Source organism: Catenulispora sp. GAS73, assembly GCF_041262085.1.
GTDB lineage: Bacteria > Actinomycetota > Actinomycetes > Streptomycetales > Catenulisporaceae > Catenulispora.
This window is the reverse complement of record NZ_JBGCCM010000055.1, coordinates 1-25,948: the sequence shown is the minus strand read 5'-3', so window position 1 is coordinate 25,948 and position 25,948 is coordinate 1. Positions and strand designations below refer to the sequence as shown.

Genomic DNA, 25,948 nt, shown 5'->3' with positions numbered 1-25,948 from the left:
CGGAACGCGGCCGGTAGATACTGTCCGTAATCGATATAATTCGGGTATGGCGACAGCCGAGTGCGTCGTCGACGCCCAAGGTCGGGTGACGCGCTGGAATGAAGGTGCGCAAAGTCTGCTCGGCTACCCGGTTGCCGAGATCGTCGGCCACCCGGCCGTCGAACTGATGGCTGAACCCGTCTCGCCGGCGGATCTCCAGCGCGCCGTCGGCGCCGAGCCCGAACGCTGGAGCGGCACGCTCGCGCTACGCCATCGGGATGGACGACGCGTGGACGTGGTCGTCGTCGCCCACCACGGCGCCCCGGGATGCGCCCCGGACACCTGGCGCGTCGTCTGTCCCCTTGACGGCAGGCAGCCGCGCCCCGAGGACGACGACCTCGCGCACTGGGCCTTCGACCAACTGCCACGCTGCTCGGTCTCGCTCTACGATGCAGACCTCAGATACCGCCGCTCCAATCAGTCCATGGAGACCGTCGTCGGCCTGCCGGACGACGCGATTCGGGGTCTCCGCATCCACGACATCACCACGCAACCCCAGACGGGAGCCTTGGCCGACGGCCTGCGTCGCGCCGTCGACAGCAGCGAGCCGTGCCGGCTGGAAAGCTTCCAGCGCACCGGCGGACAGCGGCGCTCGCACGCCTGGTCCGTCGACTTCGCGCCGCTGAAGGACCCGGACGGCGAGGTGCGGGGAGTGGCGCTCGTCGCGCACGACATCACGGAGCAGTACTGGGCCCGCAAACGCCTCGTCCTGCTCAACGAGGCCGCCAGCCGCATCGGCAGCACGCTGGACGTCGCGCAGACTGCGCGCGAGCTGATGGAGGTGACGGTTCCGGAGCTGGCGGACTTCGCGAGCGTCGATCTCCTTACTGCGCTGGAGAGTGACGCTGAAGTGGGGGAGGAGGCTCTGCACGGCACCGTGACGCTGCGCCGCGTCGCGCATCGGTTCGCGCCCGGCAGCAGCCCGGCGCTGAAGACCGTGCTCGACATCGGCGTGGCGGACAGCTATCCGGAGTTCACGCCTCCGGCGCGCGCCCTCGCCGGCGGGGCGGGGGTCCTCAGCAATGCCGAGGACGCCGAGTTCATGGAGTGGATGCGTACTGACTCGGTCCGTGCCGCACGGATCCGCGAGCAGGGGTACCACTCGATGCTGGCCGTGCCGCTGCGCGCTCGCGTGGCGACGTTGGGGGTCGCGGTGTTCTACCGGCGCAGCCGCCAGGACCGGATGGAGCGATTCGACCATGACGACCTGCTTCTGGCCGAGGAACTCGCGGCGCGCGCGGCGGTGGCGATCGACAACGCTCGCAGGTATACGCGCGAGCGCGAGACGGCCCTGTCGCTGCAGCGCAGCCTCCTGCCTCGGCGGGTGCCCGAACACAGCGCGGTCGAGGTCGCCACGCGCTACCTCCCGGCGGGGGCGCAGCCGGGGATCGGCGGCGACTGGTTCGACGTGATTCCGCTGTCCGGGGCCCGGGTCGCGTTGGTCGTCGGGGACGTGGTCGGGCATGGGATTCAGGCTTCGGCGACGATGGGGCGGCTGCGGACGGCGGTGCGTACGTTGGCGGATGTTGATTTGCCGCCTGATGAGTTGTTGACGCATCTTGATGATTTGGTGGTGCGGTTGTCGGCTGAGGCGGAGGCTGTGGTGGTGGGTGGGGGTGGGGCTGAGGTCGGGGTTGCGGCTGAAGCGGAGGCTGTGGCGGTGGGTGGGGCTGACGTCGGGGCTGTGGCTGAACCGGAGGTTGCGCGGGTGGCTGGGGCTGAGGTCGGAGCTACGGCCGAAGCGGAGGCTGTGGCGGTGGCTGGGGCCGATGTCGGAGCTGTGGCTGAAGCGGAGGCTGTGCGGGTGGGTGGGGTTGATGTCGGGGCTGAGGCGGAGGCTGTGGCGGTGGCTGGGGTCGGGGTCGGAGCTGGCGAGACCGACGCGGAGCAGCCCGTCAGCGCGCGCGCCGGCACAGCGCAGCCCGTCAGCGCGCACGCTGGCAGCGAGGTCGGCGCCACCTGCTGCTACGCCGTCTACGACCCGGTGTCCCGCACCTGCACCCTGGCCAGCGCCGGGCACCCGCCGCCGGTCATCGCGCCGCCGGGCGGCCCCGCCACGGTGCTGCCGATCTCCGTCGGGCCGCCGCTCGGCATCGGCGGCCTGCCGTTCGAGGCGACCGTCGTCGAGCTGGCGGAGCACAGCCTCCTGGCGCTCTACTCCGACGGTCTTATCGAGAGCAGGGAGCGTGACCTCGATGAGGGGATGGCGAAGCTCTGCGACGTCCTCAGCGCTCCCGACCGGTCCCTGGACGAGTCGTGCGACGCCGTGCTGAGCACGCTGATCACCGGCCGTCCGCAGGACGACGTCGCCCTGCTCCTCACGCGGACCCGGGCGCTGGACGCCGGGCGCGTCGCGGCGTGGGACGTGGCGTCGGATCCGGCTGCGGTCAGTCAGACCCGCAAGGACGTGAGCGGACGCCTGTCCGCGTGGGGGCTGGAGGACTTGAGCTTCGCCACCGAGCTGATCGTCAGCGAGCTCGTGACGAACGCGATTCGGTATGGGGCGCCTCCGATTACGTTGCGGCTGATCCAGGACGACACTCTCATCTGTGAGGTGTCCGACTGCAGCAGTACTGCGCCGCACCTGCGCCGTGCGCGCGTGTTTGATGAGGGTGGTCGAGGGCTGATGCTCGTCGCGCAGTTCGCTCGGAGTTGGGGCACTCGGCATACGCCTACGGGGAAGACGATCTGGGCTGAGCTGAATTTGGTGCCTGTGGAGTGAGCTTGGTGCTCATTGAATGAGCCTGGTGCACTACTGGGTGTGCGGTTTATCAAGGGTTTTACAGGCGATTTTTGCGGCTTCGCGCACGGTTTGGTGACCTCGCTGGGGGACGCAGTTCGGTTGAGCGAGGTGAGTTGCGCTGGCGGCCGCCGGTATTCGCGTGCAAGACCGCGCGCCGGTTCAGGTCTTTGCGGCGGTGGCTCGCGGCTGGCGGTTTTCGTGTGCAAGACCGCGCGTCGGTCCGAGTCACTGCGCATGTCGTAGGCGGCAATCGTCGTGCGTGGTGGGCGCCTTGAGGCCTCCGGCGGGCGCTCTACAGCGAGGGGGCGACCCGCGCGTCGGGCTTGGGGGCGCCGGTCCGCGACTGGTCGGCTTCCTTCACGCTGTTGCCTGCGTTGCGTCGTTCGGCGGCGGTCGCTGCTTGTGGTCGCCGAGGTTCTGGGTCCCTCGCCGCGTCGTCGCCGTAAACGGAACCAGCCCGGTTTGGCGGAATCAAGCCGCATCGCTGTTGCTGTGGTCGCCCTCCGTCCGGCTTGACACCGCCAAACCGGACAGGTTGGCAGAGCCCGCCGACGCGGCGAGGGACCCAGAACCAACACCCCGCATGGTCCGGTCGGACACGACTCACCACGTGGTCCGTCGCGCTGGCCCGTCGCCGTGGCAGCTGCCTTGGCGCCGGATCGATCGGGGCCGGCGGCCTGGCCGCATCCGCTTTGATTGCCGCCCGGCGCCGCCGATCGTCGGCCGCCAGCGCAGGTGATTGCGTCAGCCCGCAGCGTCCAGCCCTTGTCGCAGTGCACGCAGGAACCCGCGGCCGAAGTGGCGGTCCGGTTCCATCACCGAGCCTTCGGCCCATTCGTTCCATGACTTGATGAACAGCATTCGTGGGCCGGGCATCTTCTGCTCGCGGCGTGCTGCGTTCGTTGCCGCCGCCTCGAAGATCTCTGGAGTGGGTTGGTGTAGGAGGACTCCGCGGTGGCCGGAGCGGGGGGTGTTGTCGAAGCCGGGGACTATGCATGGGTGGCGGCGGATTGGGGCGGTGGATCCGTCTAGGAGCCAGTCCGCGTATGTCTTGTCGTAGCGGTAGGCGCGGGGTGCCTCGTGCAGGGGGGTGCCCGGGAACGCTGCCTCTAGGGGGTGGCCTGGTGGGGGTGGCGCGGGGTTGAAGACCGCCGCGTCCAGTTGGGGGTCTGCGGCGTGCGGCCAGGTGCCGTCGGCGTCGCCGATCAGGTAGAGGCCGGGGAGGCCGGCTTCGGTGGCCATGTGGCGCCATAGTGCGACCAGGCGGGGGAGGTTGGGGATGTCGTCGGGGCGGAAGAGGTAGAACACCGGGCGGCCGTCGACGGTGAGGTAGCGCTCGTCCGTGAAGTGGGGGAGGAGGTACTTGAAGTGCTCGATGTCGTCGGCTTCGCCTGGGTAGTCCTGGTGTTGCAGTACCTCGTCGCCGCGGCCGTGCCAGACGCCGGTCCAGGACTGGTTGGCCCATGCCAGGCAGTAGCGGTGGGGCAGGCTCGGATCTTTCAGTAGGTCCGTCTCCGGGCGCTCCAACAGTCGCACGCCGCCGAACCAGTAGTGCCAGTAGCACAGTGCGCTCACGCCGTACTCGGCGGCGAGTTCCCACTGGGCTCGGCGGCTCTCGGGCAGGCGTAGGTCGTAGAACCCCAGGTCGGCCGGTAGGCGGGGCTGGAGGTGTCCGTCGAACAGGGGGCGTGCCGCTGCGGCGTGCGTCCACTCGGTGAAGCCGGGGCCCCACCAGCGGTCGTTCTCCGGGATCGGGTGGAACTGGGGGAGGAAGAAGGCTACGACTTCCAGGGGAGCACCCTCGTGCGAGTCAGCCATGCGCCAGCACCTCATGCTGGCCGAGTACGGCTGCCACCACGACTGCCTCCATCTCCAGGGCCAGCGCCTCGACCTGTCGCAGTGCGAAGGCCCGAGTGTCGGTCCAGATCTCCAGGTGGACGGCGGGCGGTGCCTGCCCGGGAACGTGCCGCTCGGGCACCAGGGGTTCGGAGTCGACCTGGATGAACAAGGAACCGTCGAAGACCGGGGTTTTGCGGTCCCAGTACCACTTGCTCAGCGGCAGCACCCGGGCCACGTCCCACACCTCGGGCACGAGTCCGTCGCTCTCTCCCGCCCCGGTCTTGTCCCGCCGGTCGTTGAGATGCCACGCGATGTCCAGCGCTCGCCCACGGCGACCGGCCGCGTCGGCCAGCAGTGCGTCGCACTCGACCGGGTCGTAGTACCCGGCGAAGCAGGCACCTGTCACCGCCTTCTCGGCCCGCGCCACCACCTCGTCGAACTCGGCGCCCGCGACGTCGACCACGCAGATCCCGTGCTGCGACACCTGGGAGACCAGCTCGGCGAAGCCCGGACGGAACCGGTTGCCGACCACGATCTGCGCCACGCCCGGATCCCGCCCGAACACCCGCCCGACCGCCACCGCGTACGCGGCCAGCAGCACGTGGGTCGTGCCGGCCCCGGTCCGGGCTGCGACCGCACGCATTCCCAGCTCCATGGCGGGGGAGTAGCCGACCAGCTCCCAGTGGCGCGGCTCCTGTTCCTGCGGCGCGTCGGGGGCCGGCCAGTCGGTCAGCCGGTCGAGTTGGGCGGCCCAGTGCCGGACGGCGCGGGCGCTCTGCCGACGCCCCGCGGCCGTCGCCTGCGTCCGGGCCACCTCCAGTGCGCTGGGCGACGCAGGCGGCGGCGCTGTCGCCACCCCGGCCGCCCCGCCGGCCCGGTCGAAGTGCTCCAGATCCCGCGCCAGTGCGCGGATCGCGGCCCCGTCCACGAAGACATGGCTGTAGCCGATCACCAGATACGCCGCCGAGCCGGATCGCGTGACGACCGCCATCCGCACGGGGAACTCGTGCTCATAGTCGAAGTGCGCGAGCTCGTACCGCGATCGCAGCTCGTCCGCGACCGCGGCGGCATCGTCGTCGTCTCCGATCTCGACGACCCGCAGCGGCACCGACCCCGAGGCCGCGACGACCTGCGTCGGGCGACGCGCTCCGTCCGGATCCGGTTCGAACCGCAGCCGCGTGCGCAACGCCGGATGCCGCCCGACCAGGAAGCGCAGCATCCCGACCAGCTCCGCCACCGGCGTGCCGTCCGCCATCGGCACGGCCACGACCAGGTTCATCGTCCGGCCGGTCTCTTGGGTCCGGCGCCAGATGCCGAGCTGCCCCCACGTCAGCTCGCCCACCCCGGCGCCGTCCCCCTCGAACGTCACCGGAATCTCCTGCACAGTGACAGCCACACCCGGTCTCCCCTCCAGGTGGCATGCGGATTCCGTTCTCACCTAAGGGCCCCGGCGCGTAGCATGCAAGCCGCGTACGACTGCGGCGCCGTGACCTCCGGGCCCTGCGCCGCCGGCGCTGAAAGTTTCACGGCAACCTTTCGGCCCTCCCGGACCACATGACTGGCGCAAGGTATCCGACCGCTCGAAGGGGAGCCTGTGAAGGCTACGCATCCGACCGCACAGCACCACAAGCCGCGCAGAAAATGGCTGCCGATATCCGCCGCCGCGGCATTGCTCGTGGTCGCAGGATTCATAGCCAGCCTGGCCATGGGTTCGTCCCCGCAGCACAAGGCGGACCCGGGCTCTAGCCTTGCTGCGACTGGCTCAACGGCTCCGGGTACGTCCGGGACTTCGACGAGCGCCGGGCCGACCAGCTCAGCGACCTCCGCAGGAGCGTCGACGCCGACGGGGAGCACGGCACCTTCGTCCACAAGCCCCACCTCAGCGCACAAATCGCCCACGGGCACCTCCACGACATCGCAGACCTCTGTCACTCCCGGCCACAGCGCCTCCACGAGCGGGACGACCACGTCGCCGGCCGGCCGCATCCAGCCAGGCGTCGCCTACCAAGGCGTCGCAACGGAATACGCCGCCGCCGACGGCAACGGCGCCTGCCTGTTCGGCCCCGCCGCGGACATGATGATCGCCGCGATGAACGAGCTCGACTACCAGAACTCGCAGGCCTGCGGAGCCCACATCCTCGTCCGCGCGGCCAACGGCGCCACGGTCACCGTCCTGATCACCAACGAGTGCCCCTACCCCTGCGCTCCCGGCCAGCTCGACCTCAGCCAGCAGGCCTTCGCCAAGATCGCCGATCCCAAGGCCGGCCGGATCTCGATCACCTGGCAGCTGATCAGCCCCGCGACCAGCGACAGCATCTCCATCCGGTACAAGGCCGGCTCAAGCCAGTACTGGTGCGGCATCCAGGTCATCGGCGAACGCAATCCGGTCGCCCGCCTGGAGGTCAGCACCGGCGGCGGCTGGCAGCAGCTGCCACGCGCCAGCTACAACTACTTCCTGTCGGCGAGCGGCGCCGGTTGCGGTAAGGCGATCAGGATCACCGACATCTTCGGCGAGCAGCTGACCACGGCCGCCTTCCCCGTCGAACCGGACGTCATCCAGCCTGCCCAGGTCCAGTTCGCGCAGCACTGAGCGGGGTGGGGTCCGCCGGGCCGGGCGACCGTCCCGGCCCGGCGGAGTTCGAGGGGCCGCGCTTCAGCGCGCGGTCAGCGTCCACAGGTGGTCGGCGGTGCCATTGTCGCTCCACTGCAGGACCAGCGCGCCAGAGGACTGACTCATGTTCGTAACGCCCAGCAACAGGCCGCTGTGACTGTTGACGATCTTGTACTGGCCGTTGCCGGCCGCGTTGACCGACCACAGGTGGTCCGGGGTTCCGTTGTCGCCCCAGATCAGCGCGTCGGCTCCGTCGGAGGTGCTTTCGTTGGTGATGCCCAGCAGCAGGCCGTCGGCCGTGTTCTGAATCTTGTACAGGCCCGAACCGGCCGAGCTGAGCTTCCACGTCTGGGTGCTGCCGCTACCGGGAGTCGCCTGGACAGCCAGAGTCCCCTGCGCGGTACCGCCGTTCTGCGTGTCCAGCGCCAGCCCGCTGTTGACGTTCTTGATCTGGTAGGTGCCGTCCAGCGGCGGCGGTGTCCCTCCGCCGCTGCCGGGAGTCAGGACCAGGTGGTAGCCGTAGGTCGAGGTCATCGACACCGGGATCGTGACCGATCCGTTGACCACCTGGTAGGTGCCCTGCGAGATGGTCGTCGGCCCGGACACCGCGACAGTGCGCCCGGGGGAGGGGGTGTACTGGAGACTGGCGGTCACCTTGGAACCGCCGGAGAACCCTGACAACGAACTCAGTCCGTTGACGGTCACCGCCGTGGCGCCGCTGCCCCCGCCGAACACGACGTCAACCTGGTTGCCCGCGGCAGGGACCGAGGCCACGCCGTCGAGACTGCCGGAGGGCACGGTGCCGACCATGTTCCCGGTCATCCCGGCGTACCAGGTGTAGAGCCAGTACGCGCCGTTGGGGCTGCCGCCCTGTCCGGTCAGCAGGTCGCCCAACGCCCCGGACTGGTTCCAGAACGCCAGCTCGGCGTTGTTGACGCCGAGCCGCTCGAACTGCGCGAGGTAGCCCACCAGATCGCCGGGAACCCCCACCTGCGAAGGCGCCGCGTACTCCTCGATGGCGATCGGCCGCGGCGTGATCCCCAGGCTCTTCTCCAGATTCGTCACGGTCGCCACGTCCCCGGCGATCTTCGTGGAGCTCTCCAGCTCGTGCCAGGCGATGATGTCCGGCACCGTGTTGGTGGCCACCGCGTTCCGCAGGAAGTTCTGCATGTCGCTGATATTGTCCGAGAAGCTCGGCCCCTGGATCGGGACGTTCGGGGCCAGGGAGCGGACCTGCCGGTACGTCGTGGTCCAGAAGCTCTCGAAAGTTCCATTGGAGGACAGCCAGGTGTTGTCCGGCTCGTTCCACAGCGCGTAGGCGGCCAGGTTCGTGATGCCCGAGGCCTGGACCTGCTGGATCTGGCTCTGTACGACCCCGGGCCAGCTGCTCCAGCTGAACTGGTACGGCCACCCCGCGTAGTCGTCCGACAGGCGGTCCACCAGCTTGGCCCCGGCCCTGGCCGCCTCCGGAGCCACCTTCAGGATGTCGCCGGATCCCTGCTGATGGCCGCCGGCGGGCATCTGGACGAAGGTGTTCGGGTGCAGCGCCTCGACCAGGTTGTCGGCCGGGGTCGTCGCGGTGGCCAGGCCGTACAACGAACCGGTGGCCACGTGGGTGACCGCGCGGTAGGGCTGGTTGGCGTTCACCTGGAGCGTGGCCGTCGCGGCGTGGGCGGGCGAGGGGGCGGCGCTGACGGCCGTCACCGCCGCGGTGGCCAGGGCCAGGGCGGCGATCGCGGCTCTCGCCCCGCGAGTGGTGGGGTGGTTCATCAGGCTGTGCGGCATGGCTTCTCCTGATGTGGTCGAATGATGTAGTCGAATCGATTCGTTTCGTTTCGCAGAAGACGAAGAAAACGATGAAGACGAAGGCACTGTCAGCCCTCGATGACACGCACTTCCGGCTGGAACGCGCGGTCGAAGCCGACCTGGCGGGGCGGCCCGACCAGGCGTGCGCCGAGTCGAGCACGGATGTCCCGGCTGGAGGCGCCGATCCACAGTTCGACCTCGCCCGGCTCGACGATCCGATGGCCGGCGCGGCCGGTGTAGGAGGTCGCGTCGGCGGGCAGGTCGATGGTCACCGTGCAGGTCGCTCCCGGTGCCAGGTCCACCCGAGGCGCGGCGATCAGCTGCTGCACGGGACGCGCCACCTCGGCCTGCGGGTCGTGCAGGTAGACCTGGACCACTTCGCTGGTCGGCGACGAGCCGTCGTTGCGCAGGGTCACCGCGAGCCGCAGCGTGCCGTCCGTCGGCCAGGTCGAGCCCTCGGCAAGCACGACCTCCGTCCAGACCGCCGGGTTGTAGGACAGGCCGTGGCCGAAGGGGTACAGCGGCGTCGGGTCCACGGTGCTGACATCGCTGCGCAGGCCGAGCGTGGCCGTGAGATACGTCGAGGGCTGATTCGCGCCCTCCGCCGGGAAACCCACCGGCAGCCGACCGGCCGGGTCCACGCGTCCGGACAGCACGTCCGCCAGCGCGTTCGCCCCCTCCTCGCCGGGCAGGAAGCCGCAGACGATGGCCGCGAGCCGGTCGGCGTACCGGGACAGCTCGTACGGCCGACCTACCAGCAGCACCAGCACGACAGGCGTCCCAGTCTCCAGCAGCGCCTCCAACAGCTCGCCCTGCCGGCCGGGCAGCCGCAGGTCGGAGGCGTCGCAGCCCTCCCCGGAGGTCCCGTTGCCGAACAGGCCCGAGACGTCGCCGAGCACTGCGACGCACACTTCCGCCTCGCGCGCCGCCGCGACCGCCTCAGCGATCTGCCGGTCACCGAAGTCCCGCACAGCCTCGTCGTCGGTCACGCTCGCGACGTCGGCCGCCGACCCGCTGTCGGCCGCCGCACGCTCGGCCCGCAAACGCACGGAACTTACAGTGTCGGGGACCGGGCAGCCCTGCGCGTACGTGATCTGGTAGCCGGCCGGATCGGCTTGCAGCGCCTCAAGAACCGTGTGCGCCTCGATGCCCAGCGCTACGTCGGGGTGGTGCACGCCGATGTGCCGGGGAAACGAGTAGCAGCCGAAGGCGGCGTCCGCGACGTGCGCGCGCGGTCCGACGACCGCCACGCGCTTGCCTGCAGCCAGCGGCAGCGCGCCGTCTTCGTTGCGCAGCAGGACTATCGCGCGCCGCGCCAACCGTCCGGCCAGTTCCCGGGACTCCTCGTCGTCGAGGCGCGGGGCGTCGTCGGTGAGGATCGGCGGCTCGGGCGACCAGTCGGCGTCGAGCAATCCGAGCTCGCACTTCTGGAGCAACACCCGCTCCAGCGCGCGATCCACCAGCGCCATGTCCGCCTCGCCGGCCTCCAGCGCGGCGATCAGCGGCTCGCCGAAGCAGTCCACGGTCGGCAGCTCGACGTCGATGCCGGCGGCCAGAGCCTGCGCGGCAGCCTGCCCCTTGGAGCCCGCGGTGCGGTGCAGGCGTTGCAGGAAGACCACCGAGAAGTAGTCCGAGACCGCGGTCCCGGTGAAGCCGTATGTCCCACGCAGCAGCTCGGTCAGCAACGTCGGGTCGGCGGCCACCGGCACGCCGTCGTTGTCGGCGTAGGAGTTCATCACCGAGCGAGCGCCGGCGTGCAGTGCCATCTCGAACGGGGGCAGGATCACGTCCGCCAACTCCCGCGGACCGATCGACACCGGCGCGAGATTGCGCCCCGCGCGCGAGGCGCTGTAGCCGGCGAAGTGCTTCAGCGTCGCGATGGCGCCGGTGGACTCAAGGCCCTGAACGTATGCCGCGCCAAGCGTGCCGACCAGGTACGGATCCTCCGCGATGGTCTCCTCGACCCGCCCCCAACGCAGGTCTCGCGCGACGTCCAGCACCGGTGCCAAGCCCTGGTGCACGCCGAGCCGCCGCATCGTCGTGCCGATCCGCCTCCCGACCTGCCGCACCAGCTCCGGGTCGAAACTCGCGCCCCAGCACAGCGGCGCGGGGTAGACAGTGGCCTGCCAAGCCCCGAGACCGGTCAAGCACTCCTCGTGCACCAGCGCCGGGATCCCCAGGCCCGCCTTGGCGAGCTCCCGCTGGGTGTTGGCCACCGCGCGCGCCCCGGTCACCGGGTCCACCGGCGCGGTGCCGAAAGGGCGCGTGAGCTGCCCGACGCCGTCGCGCAGCATGTCGGACCAGTCCGCGGCGGGCGCCTCCGAGGAGTGCTGGAACGGCGCGACCTGCCCCGAGGTGGCGTCGGCGCCGACCCAGACCCCGTACAGCTGCGCCACCTTCTCCCGCACCGACATGCGCGGTATCAGGTCCTTGATCCGGTCGGCGGCCGGGGCGGCGGAGTCGCGCCAGAGTTCGACGACAGCGGTGTTTTCTATAGCCATGTGCGGCTTTCCTTAGTCCGGGAGCATCGTTGGTGCTGAAGGGGAATCCATCAGGCCGGGGCGGTGGACCCGCGCACGACCAACTCCGTGGCCAGCGTCAGGTGGGTGCGTTCCACGGGCTCCCCGCGGATCAGCCGGATCAGCATCTCCACCGCGCGCTCGCCCATCGTGCGGATCGGCTGGTTGACCGTGGTCAGCTGCGGGGTGCACAGCGCGGACTCGGGGATGTTGTCGAAACCGACGACCGACAGGTCCTGGGGCACCCGCAGCCCCAGGTCCCGGGCCACCTCGACGGTGGCGATCGCGGTGACGTCGTTGGCGGCGAACACCGCGGTCGGGCGCCGCGGCAGGGTCAGCAGTTCGTGGGCCGCGAGTGCCGACACGTCCGCGTCGTAGCCGCCGACGCGCACCAGCGACTCCTCGAACGGCACGCCGGCCGCCGCCAGCGCCTCGCGGTAGCCCTGCTCGCGCAGCTTCGCGGACTCCAGGTCCTTGCGGCCGGTCAGCATCGCGATCCGCCGGTGCCCCAGGGCCAGCAGGTGCTCGGTCGCCAGGTGCGCGCCGCGCAGGCTGTCGGCGTCCACGGTCGGGAAGCTCGACGAGCCGGCGTGCGGATCGACCGCGACGACCGGTGCGCCGTAGTTCACGTCCACGACGGTCGGGGTGACCAGCACCGCGCCGTCGACCAGCGTGCCGGACAGCCGCGAGAGGTAGCGCCGCTCCCAGCCCACCACGTCGCCGGTGCGTCCGCCGGCGCTGTAGACGACCAGCTCGAAGCCGCTGCCGCGGATCGCGTCCGCCGCGCCCTTGAGCAGTTCGGTGCTGAACGGTTCCAGGTCCGCGACCAGGATGCCGATCACGTTCGTGCGGTGGTTGCGCAGACTCTGCGCGACCAGGCTCGCCTCGTAGCCGAGTTCGTCGATGACCGCCTGGACGCGCGCCGTGGTGTCCGCGGCCACGCCGTAGCGCTGGTTGATGACCTTGGACACGGTGGCGACCGAGACGCCGGCCTGTTCGGCGACGTCCCTGATGGTGACTCTGGGTTGCTGCACGCCGCCACGTTAGCGATAGAAAACGTTATCGACAACGATTGACACGACGGAAACGTGCGCGCAAACTCATCGCCATCCCCTGGGGACCCGGTGTCCCCGGAGCTCTCACAAAACCCATCGCCCCCGTTGCCCCGGGGCCAGGTGTTGACCATGACGACGGACAGGGAGTTTCCACAGTGACGAGGAAAACACGCACCGTGATGGCCGGCCTGGTCGGCTTGAGCGCGGCACTGGCCGCAGCCGGCTGTGCCGGAGGCAGCAGCAACGGCGGAGGAAGCGGCGGCAGCGGTTCGGGCGGCGGCCAGGTCAAGCTGACGATCTGGCAGAACTCGACGACCGGCCCGGGTCAGCAGTTCTTCCTGACCGCCGCGAAGGACTACCACACGCTGCACCCGAACGTCACGATCAACGTCCAGACGATCCAGAACGAGGACATGGACGGCAAGCTCCAGACCGCGCTGAATTCCAACTCCGCGCCGGACATCTTCCTGCAGCGCGGCGGCGGCAAGATGCAGGCGATGGTCAACGCCGGCCAGGTCCAGGCGCTGAACCTGACCGCCACCGACAAGGCGAACGTCGGCGCGGCGGCGCTGGCGGCCGAATCGATCGACGGCACGGTCTACGCGGTGCCGATGGACACCCAGCCGGAGGGCTTCTACTACAGCAAAAACCTGTTCCAGCAGGCCGGAATCGCCTCGCCGCCGACGACGATCGACGAGCTGGAGGCCGACGTCGCCAAGCTCAAGGCGATCAACGTCGCGCCGATCGCGGTCGGGGCCAAGGACGCCTGGCCGGCCGCGCACTGGTACTACAACTTCGCGCTGCGCGAGTGCAGTCAGGCCACGATGACCAGCACGGCCAAGTCGCTGAAGTTCTCCGATCCGTGCTGGACCAAGGCCGGCGACGACGTGGCCGCGTTCCTGAAGACCGACCCCTTCCAGAAGGGCTTCCTGACGACCTCGGCGCAGCAGGGCGCGGGCTCCTCGGCCGGCCTGCTCGCGAACCACAAGGCGGGCATGGAGCTGATGGGCAACTGGGATCCCGGCGTGATCGCCAGCCTGACCCCGGACCAGAAGCCGCTGCCGGACCTGGGCTGGTTCCCGTTCCCGGCGGTGGCCGGCGGCCAGGGCGACCCGACCGCCATCATGGGCGGCGCCGACGGCTACTCGGTGTCCAAGAAGGCGCCGAAGGAAGCCTTCGAGTTCCTGGAGTTCCTGGCGACCAAGCCCGAGCAGGAGGCCTACGCCAAGGCCTTCGACGCCATCCCGGTGAACCCGGCGGCGCAGGACGCGGTCACCGACCCCTACAACGTCTCGACCCTGCAGGCGTTCAGCAAGGCCGCCTACGCGATGCAATACCTTGACACGCAGTTCGGGCAGAACGTCGGCAACGCCATGAACACCGCCGTGGTGTCGCTGATGGCCGGCCAGGGCAGCGCCGCCAACATCGTCTCGGTCACCAACAGCGCCGCCGCGAGAGGCTGAGTACGCAGACGATGAGCGACACCGTGGGTACCGACACGGGCCTGGACCGCCAGCCGCCGGGCGCGGCGGGAGCTGGAGCCGGAACGGGAATCGGAGCCGGAACGGGAGCCGGAGCCGGAACGGGAGCCGGAGCCGGGGGCGCGGCCGCGTCGGCGGCCCCCGGCTCGGTCCCGGACGGGGGCGCGGTCACACCGCTGGCCCCGTCCCCGGCCCCGTCCCCGGCCCCGTCCCCGGCCGCGCGCCGCCGCCGTGGCCGCGGTCGGATGCGACTGGAGATAGCGCTTCTGTCCGGGCCGCCGATCCTGGTCTTCGTGGCGTTCGTGATCTTCCCGGTCGTGCTCGCCGCGTACTATGGCTTCTACAAGTGGCAGGGCTACGGGGCGGCCACCGACTGGGTCGGCCTGAACAACTACCGGCTGATCTTCACCGATCCGGCGTTCCAGCAGGTGCTGTGGCACAGCTTCCTGATCCTGGGGCTCTCGCTGGTCATCCAGGGGCCGCTGGCGATCTTCCTGGCGATCCTGCTCAACCAGCGGATCCGCGGCCGCGCGGTCATCAGGATCCTGATCTTCGTGCCCTACGTCATCTCCGAGGTGATCGTCGGCACCGGCTGGTCGCTGATGCTGCAGAGCACCGGCGCCCTCAACGACCTGCTGAAACACATCGGCCTGGGCTCCCTGCAGAAGGACTGGATCGCGGATCCGAAGCTGGCCATCTGGACCCTGATGGCCATCATCTCCTGGAAGTACATCGGCTTCGCGGTGATCCTGATGCTCGCCGGCCTGCAGTCGATCCCCGACGAGCTCTTCGAGGCCGCGCAGATCGACGGCGCCTCCTACTGGCAGATGCAGCGCCGCATCACGCTGCCGTTGCTGGGGCCGACGATCCGCATCTGGGCCTTCTTGTCGATCATCGGCTCGCTGCAGTTGTTCGACCTCGTCTACATTATCTGGGGCCAGTACGTCTCGGGCACCGCGGGCACCTCGACCATGGCGATCTACATGGTCGCCCAGGGCCGGTCCGCGGGGAACTACGGGTACGGCAGCGCCGTCGCCGTCGTGATGTTCCTGATCACACTGGTCGTCGCGCTGATCTACCAGCGCTTCGTCCTGCGCCGGGACCTGCGGGGCGCCATCACCGAAGGAGTCAGCTGATGAGCACGCGGACCGCCGACTGGTTCGGATCGGCCGCGAAGCCGAAGGCGCCCGGCAGACGGCGCGGCGACACGGACAAGCCGGTGAAGTGGGGCAGCCCCGCCGTCTACTTCGTCGCGCTGGTGTTCATCGCGGTCTGCGTCGCGCCGGTGCTCTACATCGTGCTCGGCGGATTCCGCACCAACGCGCAGATCACCACCAGCCCGGCCGGCCTGCCGCACCCCTGGGTCTTCAGCAACTACGCCAACGTGCTGAAGTCGAACACGTTCTGGGGCGAGTTCGCCAACTCCGTCGTCGTCGCCCTCGCCAGCACCGTCGGCATCGTGATCCTCGGCCTGATGGTGAGCTTCGTGCTCGCGCGCTACGACTTCAAGCTCAAAGGCGCGATGTACTCCCTGTTCGCCGCGGGGCTGATGTTCCCGCTGGTCATCGCGATCACCCCGCTGTACATCGTGATCAAGGACCTCGGCCTGGTGGACAACCTGGCCGGCGTGATCATCCCGGAGATCGCCTTCGGCCTGCCGACGACCGTCATCATCCTGGTGCCGTTCCTGCGCGCCATCCCCAAGGAGATCGAGGAGGCCGCCACGATCGACGGGGCCGGCCGGCTCGGGTTCTTCTTCCGGATGGTGATGCCGCTTTCGCTGCCCGGCGTGGTGACGGTCGGGATCCTGGCGTTCATCGGCAGCTGGAACAACTACGTCCTGCCGCTGTACATCCTCAACTCGCAGGCGAACTTCACGCTGCCGCTCGGCGTCCAGGCCTTCTCCTCGCAGTACTCACAGGACACTGCGAAGGTGCTCGCGTTCACGTCGCTGGCGATGCTGCCCGCGCTCGTCTTCTTCTCCATCTTCCAGAAGCGGATCGTCGGGGGTCTCACCGGCGCCGTGAAGGGATGAGGCCTTGCCCCGCGCACACATCACGCTCGACAAACAGGCCGTCGTCGCTCCGGTGCGGCGCCGTACCTTCGGCTCGTTCGTCGAACACCTCGGCCGCTGCATATACACCGGGATCTACGAGCCGGAGCATCCGAGCGCGAACGAGGACGGGTTCCGGATGGACGTCGTGGAACTCGTCCGGGAGCTCGGCAGCACGACGATCCGCTATCCGGGCGGAAACTTCGTCTCCGGCTTCCGGTGGGAGGACTCGGTCGGCCCGCGCGAGAAACGCCCGGTACGCCGCGACCTCGCCTGGCACTCGCTGGAGTCGAACCAGGTCGGCCTCGACGAGTTCGCCAGGTGGCTCAAGCTCACCGGCTCGGAGCTGATGCTGGCGGTCAACGTCGCCACCCGCGGCATCCTGCCGGCTCTGGACCTGCTGGAGTACGCCAACCACCCGTCCGGCACTGCGCTGTCGGACCTGCGCGTCGCGAACGGCACGCCGGAGCCGCACAACGTGCGGATGTGGTGTCTCGGCAACGAGATGGACGGGCCGTGGCAGACCGGCTTCATGACCGCGGAGGACTACGGGAAGGTCGCCGCTCGCACCGCCGCCGCGATGAAGATGGCTGACAAGGACCTGGAGCTCGTCGTCTGCGGCTCCTCCGGGTCGGGGATGCCGACGTTCGGCGACTGGGAGCGCACGGTCCTTGAGCACAGCTACGACCACGTCGACTACATCTCGTGCCACGCGTACTACCAGGAGCACGACGGCGATCTCGGCTCCTTCCTCGCCTCGGCGATCGACATGGACTACTTCATCGACACCGTCGTCGCGACCGCCGACCACGTCGGCTACAAGAGGCGCTCCAGCAAGAAGATCGACGTCTCCTTCGACGAGTGGAACGTCTGGTATCTCAAGGAGCACCAGGAGTCCCAGGAGGTCAATTCCGAGCAGGTCAACGCCGAGTGGCGGCACGCCCCTCGGCAGCTGGAGGACGTCTACTCCGTGGCGGACGCCGTCGTGGTCGGCAACCTGCTGATGACGCTGCTCAAACGCAGCGACCGCGTCGCCTCGGCCTCGCTCGCGCAGCTGGTCAACGTGATCGCGCCGATCATGACCGAGCCCGGCGGCCCGGCCTGGCGGCAGACCACGTTCCACCCCTTCTCGATCACCAGCCGGCTCGCTGCGGGGGAGGTGATCAGACCCCTGATCGAGGCGCCGATGTACACCACGGCGCGCTATGGCGAGGCGGGTGTCGTCGACGCCGTCGCGACCGTGGACGAGGACCGGGCCGCGGTGTTCCTGGTCAACCGAGACGTCGCGCAGGCCGCGCAGGTCACGGTCGACGTGCGCAGCGTCGGGTCGGCGCGGGTCATCGAGGCGGTCACGCTGGCCGATGCGGACGTCTACGCGAAGAACACGCTTGCCGAGCCGCACCGGGTGGTGCCGAAAGTGAACCCGAGCGCGACGCTCGTCGACGGCGTGCTCAGCATCGAGCTGCCGCCGGTGTCGTGGACGGCGGTCGCGTTACGCTGACAGTGGGCTCATATGCCCGAGCGAGGGTTGCCGCCTTGGCGTGCGAGCTCGCCGGAGCACTCGTATCGCGGCTGTTCACCCTGGCGGGGTGCGGGCGGCCCGGTGAAAGCAGCCCTCTGATGCGCGGGGCGGCTCAGCTCGCAGGAGCCGGGATCTCCCCGGAGCCGCGCGCGATGTAGCGGGTCGGCACGACCGTGTGGCGGGCCGGCCCCTCGTAGCCGTCGAGCCGCGCGAACAACAGGCTCGCGGCTTCGCGCCCGAGCCGCGCCGGGTCCTGCGCGATGACCGACACGCCCGGGGTCAGCAGGTCCGCGAGCGGGAAGTCGTCGAACCCGACCAGCGCGATCCGGTGCTCCAGCCCGGCCTCCTGCAGTGCTCGGCGGATGCCGATGGTGATCAGGTTCTGGCCGGACACGAACGCGGTCGGCGGTTCGGGGGCGGCCAGCGCCTCGCGCGCCGCCTGCTCGGCCTGCTCGACGCTGGTCAGGCCGCGCTCGACCGGGGTGGCCGGGGTCCGGCCGAAGACGTCGAAGAACCCTGCGAGGCGCTCGCCGGCCGTCCAGATGCTCGGCTGGTCGCCGAAGTACGCGACCCGGCGGTGCCCGGCGGCGCGCAGCCGCTCGGCGGCGGCCGCGGTGCCCTCCCGGTTGTCGACGGTGACGGTGTCGACGCTGGCCAGGTCCACCATCCGGTCCACCGCCACCAGTGGTGTGCCGAAGGTCTGCGCGGCCCGGAGGGCGTCGTCCGCGCGGCCGGTGGGGACCACGATCAGGCCGTCCGCGCGGCGCGCGGTGAACGTCTCGACCAGATCCCGCTCGCGGACCGGGTTCTCGTCGCTGCTTCCGGACAGCACCAGGATGCCGCGCTCGGAGGCGGCGTCGGTGATCGCGCGCTGCAACGCCGAGGAGAAGGGGTTCGCGACGTCTTCCAGGACCAGCGCGACCGTGTCGGTCCGCCGGTCGGCGCGGCGCAGGCTGCTGGCCGTGGCGTCGTGGCGGTAGCCGAGGTCGCGGGCCGCCTCGCGCACCTTGTCCGCGAGCTCCGGGGCGACGCTCGCCCCGCCGTTGACCACCCGCGAGACGGTGGCCAGGCCCACGCCGGCGCGCTCGGCCACATCGCGCATGGTGACGCCGCGCCCGGCCCCGGTCTGCCGACGGCCCTCGGCCACGGTTCCCCCTTGCCTCGCCCACGGCGGTGTCGGAAACGGAACAGTCACGATCGACTTCGATTCTCGCCTACCCCTGGACAGCGCGTCACATCAGCCCTACGGTACCAGGAAACGTTTCCAAGGAAACGTTTCCAGAGACCTTGTGGAAACGTTTCCCGCTTAAAACGCGCAGGTCGGCCCCATCTACACAGCCGGACGCCGCGTCGCCCACCGCACAGCAGCAGGTCCCGAAACCGACCCGAAACCCATCCGAACAGGGAGCATCCCCATGTCATCGCGGTTCACTTCCAAGGCGATAACCGCGCTCGCGGTCACCGCGGGCCTGACCGTCGGCCTGACCGCCTGCGGCTCCGGCGGTTCGTCGAGTGCCGGCTCAGGCTCCGGCTCCGGCGGCTCCGGCTCGATCACCGTCGGCCTGATCACCAAGACCGAGACCAATCCCTACTTCGTCACCATGAAGAAGGGCGCGCAGGCCGAGGCCGCCAAGGACGGCGTCAAGCTGCTGACCGCGGCCGGTGCGTACGACGGCGACAACTCCGGCCAGGTCACCGCGGTCCAGAACATGATCGCGGCCGGGGTCAAGGGCATCCTGATCACCCCGAGCGACCCCAAGGCGATCGCGCCGACCCTGGACCGCGCGCGCCAGCAGGGCGTCGTGGTGATCGCCCTGGACACGCCGCCGGACCCGCAGAACTCCGCCGACGCGCTGTTCGCCACGAACAACACGACCGCCGGCAAGCTGATCGGCCAGTTCGCCAAGGCCAAGACGGCCGGCAAGCCGGTGAAGATCGCCATGCTGGACCTGGCGCCCGGCGTGGACGTCGGCGTGCAGCGGCACGACGGCTTCCTGGCCGGCTTCGGGATCGCCGAGGGCGATCCGTCGATCGTGTGCGCGGCGGACACCGGCGGCGACCAGGCCAAGGGGCAGACCGCGATGGAGAACTGCCTGCAGAAGGCCCCTGACATCAGCCTCGTCTACTCCATCAACGAGCCCGCCGCGATGGGTGCGTACCAGGCGCTCAAGGCGGCCGGCAAGGACAAGTCGGTGACCATCGTGACCATCGACGGCTCCTGCACCGGAGTCAGCGCCCTGGCCCAGGGCGAGTTCGTCGCCGACTCGATGCAGTACCCGCTGAAGATGGCCTCGCTCGGGGTGGACGCCGTCATGACCTTCGCCAAGACCGGCAAGAAGCCCAGCGGCTACACCGACACCGGCGTGAACCTGATCGCGCCGACGCCGATCGCGGGCATCGACTCCAAGGACACCGCCTTCGGCCAGTCCAACTGCTGGGGATCGTGAGGCGGCGATGAGTTCCGTGACCACCCCGACCGCCGAGCGCGCGGCCCCGGCCGCACCGCCGGCTGACGCGGCCGGGAGCAGGCTCGGTGCCCTGCTCCGGGTCCCCACCCTCGGCCCGCTCGGCGCCCTGCTGCTGGCCTGCCTGTACTTCTCCTTCGCCTCCGACCGGTTTCTGACCGGGGGCAACCTGTCGCTGATCCTCCAGCAGGTGATGGTGGTCGGGACGCTGGCCGTCGGCCAGTCCGCGATCATCCTCACCGCCGGGATCGACCTGTCCAACGGCGCCGTGATGGCGTTCGGATCCATCGTCATGACCAAGCTCGCGGTCGCCGGCGGCCTGCCGGCCTGGCTCGCGATCGCCGCCGGCATCGGGGTCTGCGCGCTGTTCGGCGCGGTCAACGGCTCGCTGGTGACGCTGGTCAAGCTGCCGCCGTTCATCGTCACGCTGGGGACGCTGAACATCGCGATGGCGCTGACGCACATCACGTCGAAGGAGCAGACCGTCACCGGGCTGCCCACGGTGCTGACCAAGCTCGGCGACACCTTCCCGCTCGGGCAGACGCGGGTCACCTACGGCTCGGTGCTGATGCTGGTGCTGTTCGCGGTGGCCTGGTACGTGCTGCGGCACACCGCGGCCGGGCGCCACCTGTACGCGGTCGGGGACAACCCGGACGCGGTACGGCTGGCCGGCGTGGACGTCCGGCGCCAGCTCATCACGGTGTACACCATCGCCGGCGCGCTGTACGGCATCGCGGCACTGCTGCTGGTCGCGCGGACCGGGGTCGGGGACCCGCAGGCCGGCCAGACCGAGAACCTCGACTCGATCACCGCGGTGGTCCTCGGCGGCATCAGCCTGTTCGGCGGACGCGGCTCGATCGTCGGCGCGCTGTACGGGGCGCTGCTGGTCGGCGTGATCCGCAACGGCCTGCAGCTGACCGGGGTCGACTCGGTCTACCAGATTCTCATCACCGGCATCCTGGTCATCGCGGCCGTGGCGGTGGACCAGTTCGCTCGCAGGAGGCGCAAGTGACCGCGCAGACGACGAAGTCTTCTGATATGCCCGCTGAGTCGGGAGGAGCGGCGGCCGGGCAGGCCGGGCAGACCGTGCAGTCGGTGGAGCCTGTGCTGGAAGCGCGAGGCCTGGTGAAGCGCTACGGCCACGTCACCGCTCTGGACGGCTGCGACTTGGAACTGCTGCCGGGGGAGATCCTGGCGGTGATCGGCGACAACGGCGCCGGCAAGTCCAGCCTCATCAAGGCCCTGTCCGGCGCGCTCACCCCGGACAGCGGCGAGCTGCTGCTGGACGGCAAGGCGGTGCGCTTCCACGGCCCGGCCGACGCGCGCCGCGCCGGGATCGAGACCGTGTATCAGGACCTTGCGGTCGCCCCGGCGCTGGACATCGCCTCGAACCTCTTCCTGGGCCGCGAGAAGCGGCGCAAGGGCGTGCTCGGCACGGTGTTCCGCATGCTCGACCGCGACCGGATGCAGAGCGAGGCCGCCGGGCACATGGCCGAGCTGAAGATCGGCATCCGCTCGATGAAGCAGGCCGTGGAGACGCTGTCCGGTGGCCAGCGGCAGGGCGTCGCGGTGGCGCGCAGCGCGGCGTTCGCGCGGCACGTGGTGATCATGGACGAGCCGACGGCGGCTTTGGGCGTCAAGGAGACGGGCATGGTCCTGGACCTGATCCGCCAGGTGCGCGAACGCGGGTTGCCGGTGGTGCTGATCAGCCACGACATGCCGGCGGTGTTCGACGTCGCGGATCGGGTGCACGTCCAGCGGCTGGGGCGGCGCGTGGCGGTGGTGCGGCCGGGCGAGATCGAGATGTCGGACGCGGTCGCGATCATGACCGGCGCCGCTCCTGGCAACCTGGCGGCCGGGTGATGGTACGGGAACAGGGCGCTGGTGCCGCTGGGGCTGCTGGTGCTGCGGTCGCTGCGAAAGCTGCGATGGCTGCAATGGCTGCGATAGCTGTGGTCGGCGAGGCGCTGATCGACCTGATCCCCGTCGGGGGATCGGGAGGACGTACCGATGTTCAGGATCTGTATCAAGGGGTGCCGGGAGGTTCGCCGGCGAACGTGGCTGTGGGGCTGGCGCGGCTCGGCGTGCCGGTTCGGATGGCGGCGCGGGTGTCGGGGGACCCGCCGGGGCGGATCATGCGGCGGCGGCTCGCTGAGGCGGGGGTTGACATGCGCGGGGTTGTCGCGGCGGCGGAGGCTTCGTCGGTGGCGCTGGTTTCTCATGGAGCTGACGGTCCGCACTACGACTTGCGGCTCCATGGGACGGCCGACTGGCAGTGGACCGAGGCCGAGCTGGCGCAGATCGAGCCGGCTTCGCTGGCCGCGCTGCACGTCGGGTCGCTCGCCGCGGTGTTGCCGCCGGGTGCGCACGAGATCGCGGCGTTGGTGCGGCGGGTTCGTCCTGGCGCGACGATCAGCTATGACCCCAATGTGCGCCCTGAGCACATGGCTGCGATCCCCGACGTGCGCGGGCGGATCGGCACGCTGCTCGGGCTGGCCGACGTGGTCAAGCTCAGCGACGCGGACTTGGCGTGGCTGATGCCGGGGACGGCGCCGGCCGACTTCGCGCGGCGGCAGGTGTCGGCGGGGGCGGCGGTCTGCGTGGTGACGCTTGGCGCGGCGGGGGCGGTCGCGGCTTGTGGGGCGGGTGTGGTGGAGGTGCCGGCGTTCCCGGTCGAGGTGGTCGACACGGTGGGGGCTGGCGATGCGTATATGAGTGCCCTGCTAGCCAGCCTGCATGACCGGCACCTCCTCGGCGCGTCGGTGCGCGACACCCTGCGGGCCGTCGACGCCGACACGCTCACCTCACTCCTCACCGACGCCGCACTCGCCGCAGCCATCACCTGCGGACGCCGCGGGTCTGATCCACCGACCAGAGCCGAACTCGATGCGCCAGCAGCGGCTTTTCTCTAAGTCAGCAGCCTTTCTCTACGAAGGAGGTACCAATGCCCAGACGCCGCATCAGCCTTCTCGCAGCCTGCCTTGCCCTGTTCTTCGCGACTGCCTTCACCGGCGCGCCGGCCTCGGCCGATACCGTCTACCACGAGCCCTACCGTCCGCAGTTCCACTTCTCGCCCCAGCAGAACTGGATGAACGATCCCAACGGCCTGATCTACTACAAGGGCCAGTACCACCTGTTCTTCCAGTACAACCCGAGCGGTGACACGTGGGGCAACATGTCCTGGGGGCATGCGGTGAGCACCGACCTCGTGCACTGGACGCAGCTGCCGCTTGCGATACCGCAGGATGACAACGAGATGGTGTTCTCCGGCAGTGTCGTGTTCGACCGTACTGACTCCTCCGGGCTTGGCACCGCCGCGAACCCGCCGCTTGTGGCGATCTACACCAGTGCTTATAAGGCCGCTGGCAAGCAGGCTCAGTCGCTGGCTTACAGCCTCGACGGCGGCACGACCTGGAGTAAGTACGGCGGGAACCCGGTGCTGGACATCGGGTCGCAGAACTTTCGCGATCCGAAGGTGTTTTGGTATCAGGCCACGCGGTCTTGGCTGATGACTGTCGCGCTTTCCGATCAGCACAAGGTGTCGTTCTACACCTCGAAGGACCTGAAGTCCTGGACCCACCTGTCGGACTTCGGCCCGGCCGGGGCGGTCGGCGGCGCGTGGGAGTGCCCTGACTTGTTTCCGCTGCCGGTGGACGGGAACCCGGCGGACACCAAGTGGGTGCTCGTTGTCGGGACGAATCCTGGGGCGGTGGCTGGTGGGTCTGGGGTGCAGTACTTCGTCGGTGGGTTCGACGGCACTACTTTCACCGACGACGACCCGCCTTACACGCCGCCGGCGGGCGTGAGCCTGCAGGACTTCGACACGCCCGGAGGTGGTTCTGGCTCCGGCTCCGGCTCCGGTTCCGGCTACGGGGACTGGACAGCGACCGGCACCGCTTTCGGTACCGGCCCGGCCGCCGGCACGCTCCCCGGCCAGCAGTCCGTCACCGGCTTCACGCCGCCGGGTCTGGTGAACTCCTTCAACGGCGGCGACGCTTCCACTGGTGAGCTGACCTCGCCGACGTTCACCGTCACCAAGCCCTACCTCAACTTCTTGGTTGGCGGCGGCGACCATCCCTACGTCCCGGGTGCTGGCGACGGCGGCCCGCCGCCCGGAACCCTGTTCCAGGACTGGTCGGTTGGCACCAGCTACGCCGACGAAGGCTGGACGGCCACCGGCGACTTCGCCAGCTCCGGTCCGTTCACCGAGCAGTTGCCGAACCAGCTGACGCCGCGGGTTCTCGACACGTTCTCGCCAGCCGGCGACCCCGGCACCGGGACTATCACTTCACCGACGTTCACCATCGGCACCCACTACATCGCCCTACAAGTCGCCGGCGGCGACCACCCCTTCGGCGCTGCCGGACCCACCGCCGTCAACCTGCTGATCGGCGGCAAGGTTGTGGCCAGCGCCACCGGCACCAACAGCGGGGCGCTCGACTGGACCGACTGGGATGTCGGCGCCTATGCGGGTCGGCAGGCGCAGATCCAGGTCGTGGACTCGGCGACCGGAGGGTGGGGCCACCTGATGGTCGGCGACATCGTGTTCTCCGATCAGAAGGCCGAGCCGAAGGACGATCAGACCTCGGTGAATCTGGTGGTTGGTGGCAGCGTCGTGCGCTCGGCCACTGGCTCGAACAGCGAGAACCTGGACTGGACGTCCTGGGACCTGCGCGACCTGGTCGGCAAGCAGGCGCAGATCCAGATCGTCGATCACGACACCGGCGGCTGGGGCCACATCCTCGCCGACGACTTCACGGCCGCGTCCGCCCCGGCGTTGTCGGTGATCCAGCGTGCGCACTGGATCGACTACGGGCCTGACTTCTACGCGAGCAGTACTTTCAACGACACTCCGGACGGCAGCCGGATCATGGTGGGGTGGATGAACAACTGGCAGTACGGCCAGAGCGTTCCGACCTCGCCGTGGCGCAGTGCTGACAGCCTGCCGAGGCGCCTGAGCCTGCGCACGATCGACGGGCACGTCCAGCTGACGCAGCAGCCGGACTCGCTCGGCGCGCTGCGGCGGTCGGAGTATTCGAGTCCGGCGATCCAGCTCGACTCCGGGGTGGGGCTGATCCCCGCCGACGCCGGCTCCGAGTTCGAGGCGCAGGCCACCCTTAACCCGCACGGTGCACGCCAAGTCGGCCTGGACATCCGCACCGGCCCGGCTGGCCAGCGCACCCGCATCGGTTACGACGCGACCACCGGCCGCCTGTTCGTGGACCGCACCGCCTCCGGCGACGTGGGCTTCGACCCGACGTTCCCGTCGGTGGCGTCGGCGCCGGTGGCGCTGCACGATGGGGCGCTCGCGCTGCACGTGCTTGTCGACACCTCGTCCGTCGAGGTCTACACCGCCGACGGTACCCGCGTCCTGACCAGCCAGATCTTCCCCGACCCGACGAGCACCGGGCTGGACGCCTTTGCCGAGGGCGGGCGCGGCACTGTCGCCGGGCTGCGTGTTTGGAGGCTGGGTTCGATCTGGCTGTGAGGTGCTGTTGCTGCTTGGTGCGGGGGTGTCGGGATCGGGTGGGGTCGTCGGCGCGGGGTGGCGCCGGCGAGGTGGCCGGGGTGCGGTTTGGCCGTAGTTTACAGGCGATTTTTACGGCTTCGCGCAGGGTTTGATGACCTCGCAGGGGGACGCAGTTCGGTTGTGCGCAGCAGGTCGCGCTGGCGGCTGGCGGTGTTCGTGGGCAAGACCGCGCGTGGGTCCGAGTCACTGTGCATGTCGTAGGCGGCAATCGTCGTGTGTGGTGGGCGCCTTGAGGCCTCCGGCGGGCGCTCTACAGCGAGGGGGCGACCCGCGCGTCCGGCGGTT

The 25,948-nt window shown here is 69.7% G+C and carries 17 protein-coding genes; 11 read left to right on the top strand and 6 right to left on the bottom strand.

Features of this window, described 5'->3' with window-relative positions:
* Positions 1-46 precede the first annotated feature (46 nt).
* A complete protein-coding gene (locus tag ABH935_RS46805; RefSeq protein WP_370384482.1) occupies positions 47-2,761 on the top strand; it encodes a SpoIIE family protein phosphatase in 2,715 nt (904 codons plus the stop codon).
* Positions 2,762-3,526: 765 nt separating this feature from the next.
* Here the strand turns inward: ABH935_RS46805 and ABH935_RS46800 are convergent.
* Positions 3,527-4,600, bottom strand: a complete 1,074-nt coding sequence (locus ABH935_RS46800) for a glycoside hydrolase family 99-like domain-containing protein (protein WP_370384481.1) — start codon at positions 4,598-4,600, stop codon at positions 3,527-3,529.
* A complete protein-coding gene (locus tag ABH935_RS46795) occupies positions 4,593-6,017 on the bottom strand; it encodes a condensation domain-containing protein (protein WP_370384480.1) in 1,425 nt (474 codons plus the stop codon). The genes ABH935_RS46800 and ABH935_RS46795 overlap by 8 nt, the downstream gene beginning before the upstream one ends.
* A gap of 198 nt (positions 6,018-6,215) precedes the next feature.
* Here ABH935_RS46795 and ABH935_RS46790 point away from each other — a divergent pair, with 198 nt between their 5' ends.
* Positions 6,216-7,211 carry an expansin EXLX1 family cellulose-binding protein gene (locus tag ABH935_RS46790; protein ID WP_370384479.1) on the top strand — a complete coding sequence of 332 codons (996 nt, stop codon included), beginning with the start codon at positions 6,216-6,218 and terminating at the stop codon, positions 7,209-7,211.
* 63 nt (positions 7,212-7,274) lie between these two features.
* Here the strand turns inward: ABH935_RS46790 and ABH935_RS46785 are convergent, their stop codons facing one another.
* The 3 genes from ABH935_RS46785 to ABH935_RS46775 form a co-directional block, all read right to left on the bottom strand.
* The gene (locus tag ABH935_RS46785; RefSeq protein WP_370384478.1) at positions 7,275-9,017 is read right to left on the bottom strand and encodes an RICIN domain-containing protein; all 1,743 of its coding nucleotides are present in this window, start codon (positions 9,015-9,017) and stop codon (positions 7,275-7,277) included.
* Positions 9,018-9,106: 89 nt separating this feature from the next.
* On the bottom strand, positions 9,107-11,539 hold the full coding sequence (locus ABH935_RS46780) for a beta-glucosidase (RefSeq protein WP_370384477.1): 2,433 nt from the start codon (positions 11,537-11,539) through the stop codon (positions 9,107-9,109).
* Positions 11,540-11,589: 50 nt separating this feature from the next.
* Entirely contained in the window at positions 11,590-12,591 is a 1,002-nt protein-coding gene (locus ABH935_RS46775) for a LacI family DNA-binding transcriptional regulator (protein ID WP_370384476.1), read from the bottom strand.
* A gap of 176 nt (positions 12,592-12,767) precedes the next feature.
* Here ABH935_RS46775 and ABH935_RS46770 point away from each other — a divergent pair, with 176 nt between their 5' ends.
* From ABH935_RS46770 to ABH935_RS46755, 4 genes are read left to right on the top strand one after another with little or no spacing between them, the layout of a single operon-like run.
* The gene (locus tag ABH935_RS46770) at positions 12,768-14,075 is read left to right on the top strand and encodes an extracellular solute-binding protein (protein ID WP_370384475.1); all 1,308 of its coding nucleotides are present in this window, start codon (positions 12,768-12,770) and stop codon (positions 14,073-14,075) included.
* 11 nt (positions 14,076-14,086) lie between these two features.
* On the top strand, positions 14,087-15,229 hold the full coding sequence (locus ABH935_RS46765; protein ID WP_370384474.1) for a carbohydrate ABC transporter permease: 1,143 nt from the start codon (positions 14,087-14,089) through the stop codon (positions 15,227-15,229).
* Positions 15,229-16,128, top strand: a complete 900-nt coding sequence (locus ABH935_RS46760) for a carbohydrate ABC transporter permease (RefSeq protein WP_370384473.1) — start codon at positions 15,229-15,231, stop codon at positions 16,126-16,128. Before ABH935_RS46765 ends, ABH935_RS46760 begins: the two co-directional genes overlap by 1 nt.
* Positions 16,129-16,132: 4 nt before the next feature.
* The gene (locus tag ABH935_RS46755) at positions 16,133-17,647 is read left to right on the top strand and encodes an alpha-N-arabinofuranosidase (protein ID WP_370384472.1); all 1,515 of its coding nucleotides are present in this window, start codon (positions 16,133-16,135) and stop codon (positions 17,645-17,647) included.
* A gap of 133 nt (positions 17,648-17,780) precedes the next feature.
* Here ABH935_RS46755 and ABH935_RS46750 read toward each other — a convergent pair whose 3' ends face one another.
* Entirely contained in the window at positions 17,781-18,815 is a 1,035-nt protein-coding gene (locus tag ABH935_RS46750) for a LacI family DNA-binding transcriptional regulator (RefSeq protein ID WP_370384471.1), read from the bottom strand.
* 262 nt (positions 18,816-19,077) lie between these two features.
* Between ABH935_RS46750 and ABH935_RS46745 the strand changes: the two genes are divergently transcribed.
* The 5 genes from ABH935_RS46745 (at position 19,078) to ABH935_RS46725 (ending at position 25,621) form a co-directional block, all read left to right on the top strand.
* Positions 19,078-20,115, top strand: a complete 1,038-nt coding sequence (locus ABH935_RS46745) for a substrate-binding domain-containing protein (RefSeq protein ID WP_370384516.1) — start codon at positions 19,078-19,080, stop codon at positions 20,113-20,115.
* A 7-nt stretch (positions 20,116-20,122) separates the two neighbouring features.
* On the top strand, positions 20,123-21,145 hold the full coding sequence (locus tag ABH935_RS46740) for an ABC transporter permease (RefSeq protein WP_370384470.1): 1,023 nt from the start codon (positions 20,123-20,125) through the stop codon (positions 21,143-21,145).
* 26 nt (positions 21,146-21,171) lie between these two features.
* Positions 21,172-21,996, top strand: coding sequence for an ATP-binding cassette domain-containing protein (locus ABH935_RS46735; protein WP_370384515.1), 825 nt, complete (start codon positions 21,172-21,174; stop codon positions 21,994-21,996).
* 74 nt (positions 21,997-22,070) lie between these two features.
* Positions 22,071-23,045: a carbohydrate kinase gene (locus ABH935_RS46730; protein ID WP_370384469.1), complete on the top strand. Its 975-nt coding sequence runs from the start codon at positions 22,071-22,073 to the stop codon at positions 23,043-23,045.
* Between the two features lie 32 nt (positions 23,046-23,077).
* Positions 23,078-25,621 carry a GH32 C-terminal domain-containing protein gene (locus tag ABH935_RS46725; protein WP_370384468.1) on the top strand — a complete coding sequence of 848 codons (2,544 nt, stop codon included), beginning with the start codon at positions 23,078-23,080 and terminating at the stop codon, positions 25,619-25,621.
* The last annotated feature ends 327 nt before the right edge of the window (positions 25,622-25,948 follow it).

Bases quoted from the DNA above. Each gene is read 5' to 3' on its own strand.
- ABH935_RS46805 (WP_370384482.1), top strand. From the start codon at position 47: ATGGCGACAGCCGAGTGCGTCGTCGACGCCCAAGGTCGGGTGACGCGC.
- ABH935_RS46800 (WP_370384481.1), bottom strand. From the start codon at position 4,600: ATGGCTGACTCGCACGAGGGTGCTCCCCTGGAAGTCGTAGCCTTCTTC.
- ABH935_RS46780 (WP_370384477.1), bottom strand. From the start codon at position 11,539: ATGGCTATAGAAAACACCGCTGTCGTCGAACTCTGGCGCGACTCCGCC.
- ABH935_RS46735 (WP_370384515.1), top strand. From the start codon at position 21,172: ATGCCCGCTGAGTCGGGAGGAGCGGCGGCCGGGCAGGCCGGGCAGACC.
- ABH935_RS46760 (WP_370384473.1), top strand. From the start codon at position 15,229: ATGAGCACGCGGACCGCCGACTGGTTCGGATCGGCCGCGAAGCCGAAG.
- ABH935_RS46725 (WP_370384468.1), top strand. From the start codon at position 23,078: ATGCCCAGACGCCGCATCAGCCTTCTCGCAGCCTGCCTTGCCCTGTTC.
- ABH935_RS46730 (WP_370384469.1), top strand. From the start codon at position 22,071: ATGGCTGCGATAGCTGTGGTCGGCGAGGCGCTGATCGACCTGATCCCC.
- ABH935_RS46765 (WP_370384474.1), top strand. From the start codon at position 14,087: ATGAGCGACACCGTGGGTACCGACACGGGCCTGGACCGCCAGCCGCCG.
- ABH935_RS46740 (WP_370384470.1), top strand. From the start codon at position 20,123: ATGAGTTCCGTGACCACCCCGACCGCCGAGCGCGCGGCCCCGGCCGCA.
- ABH935_RS46785 (WP_370384478.1), bottom strand. From the start codon at position 9,017: ATGCCGCACAGCCTGATGAACCACCCCACCACTCGCGGGGCGAGAGCC.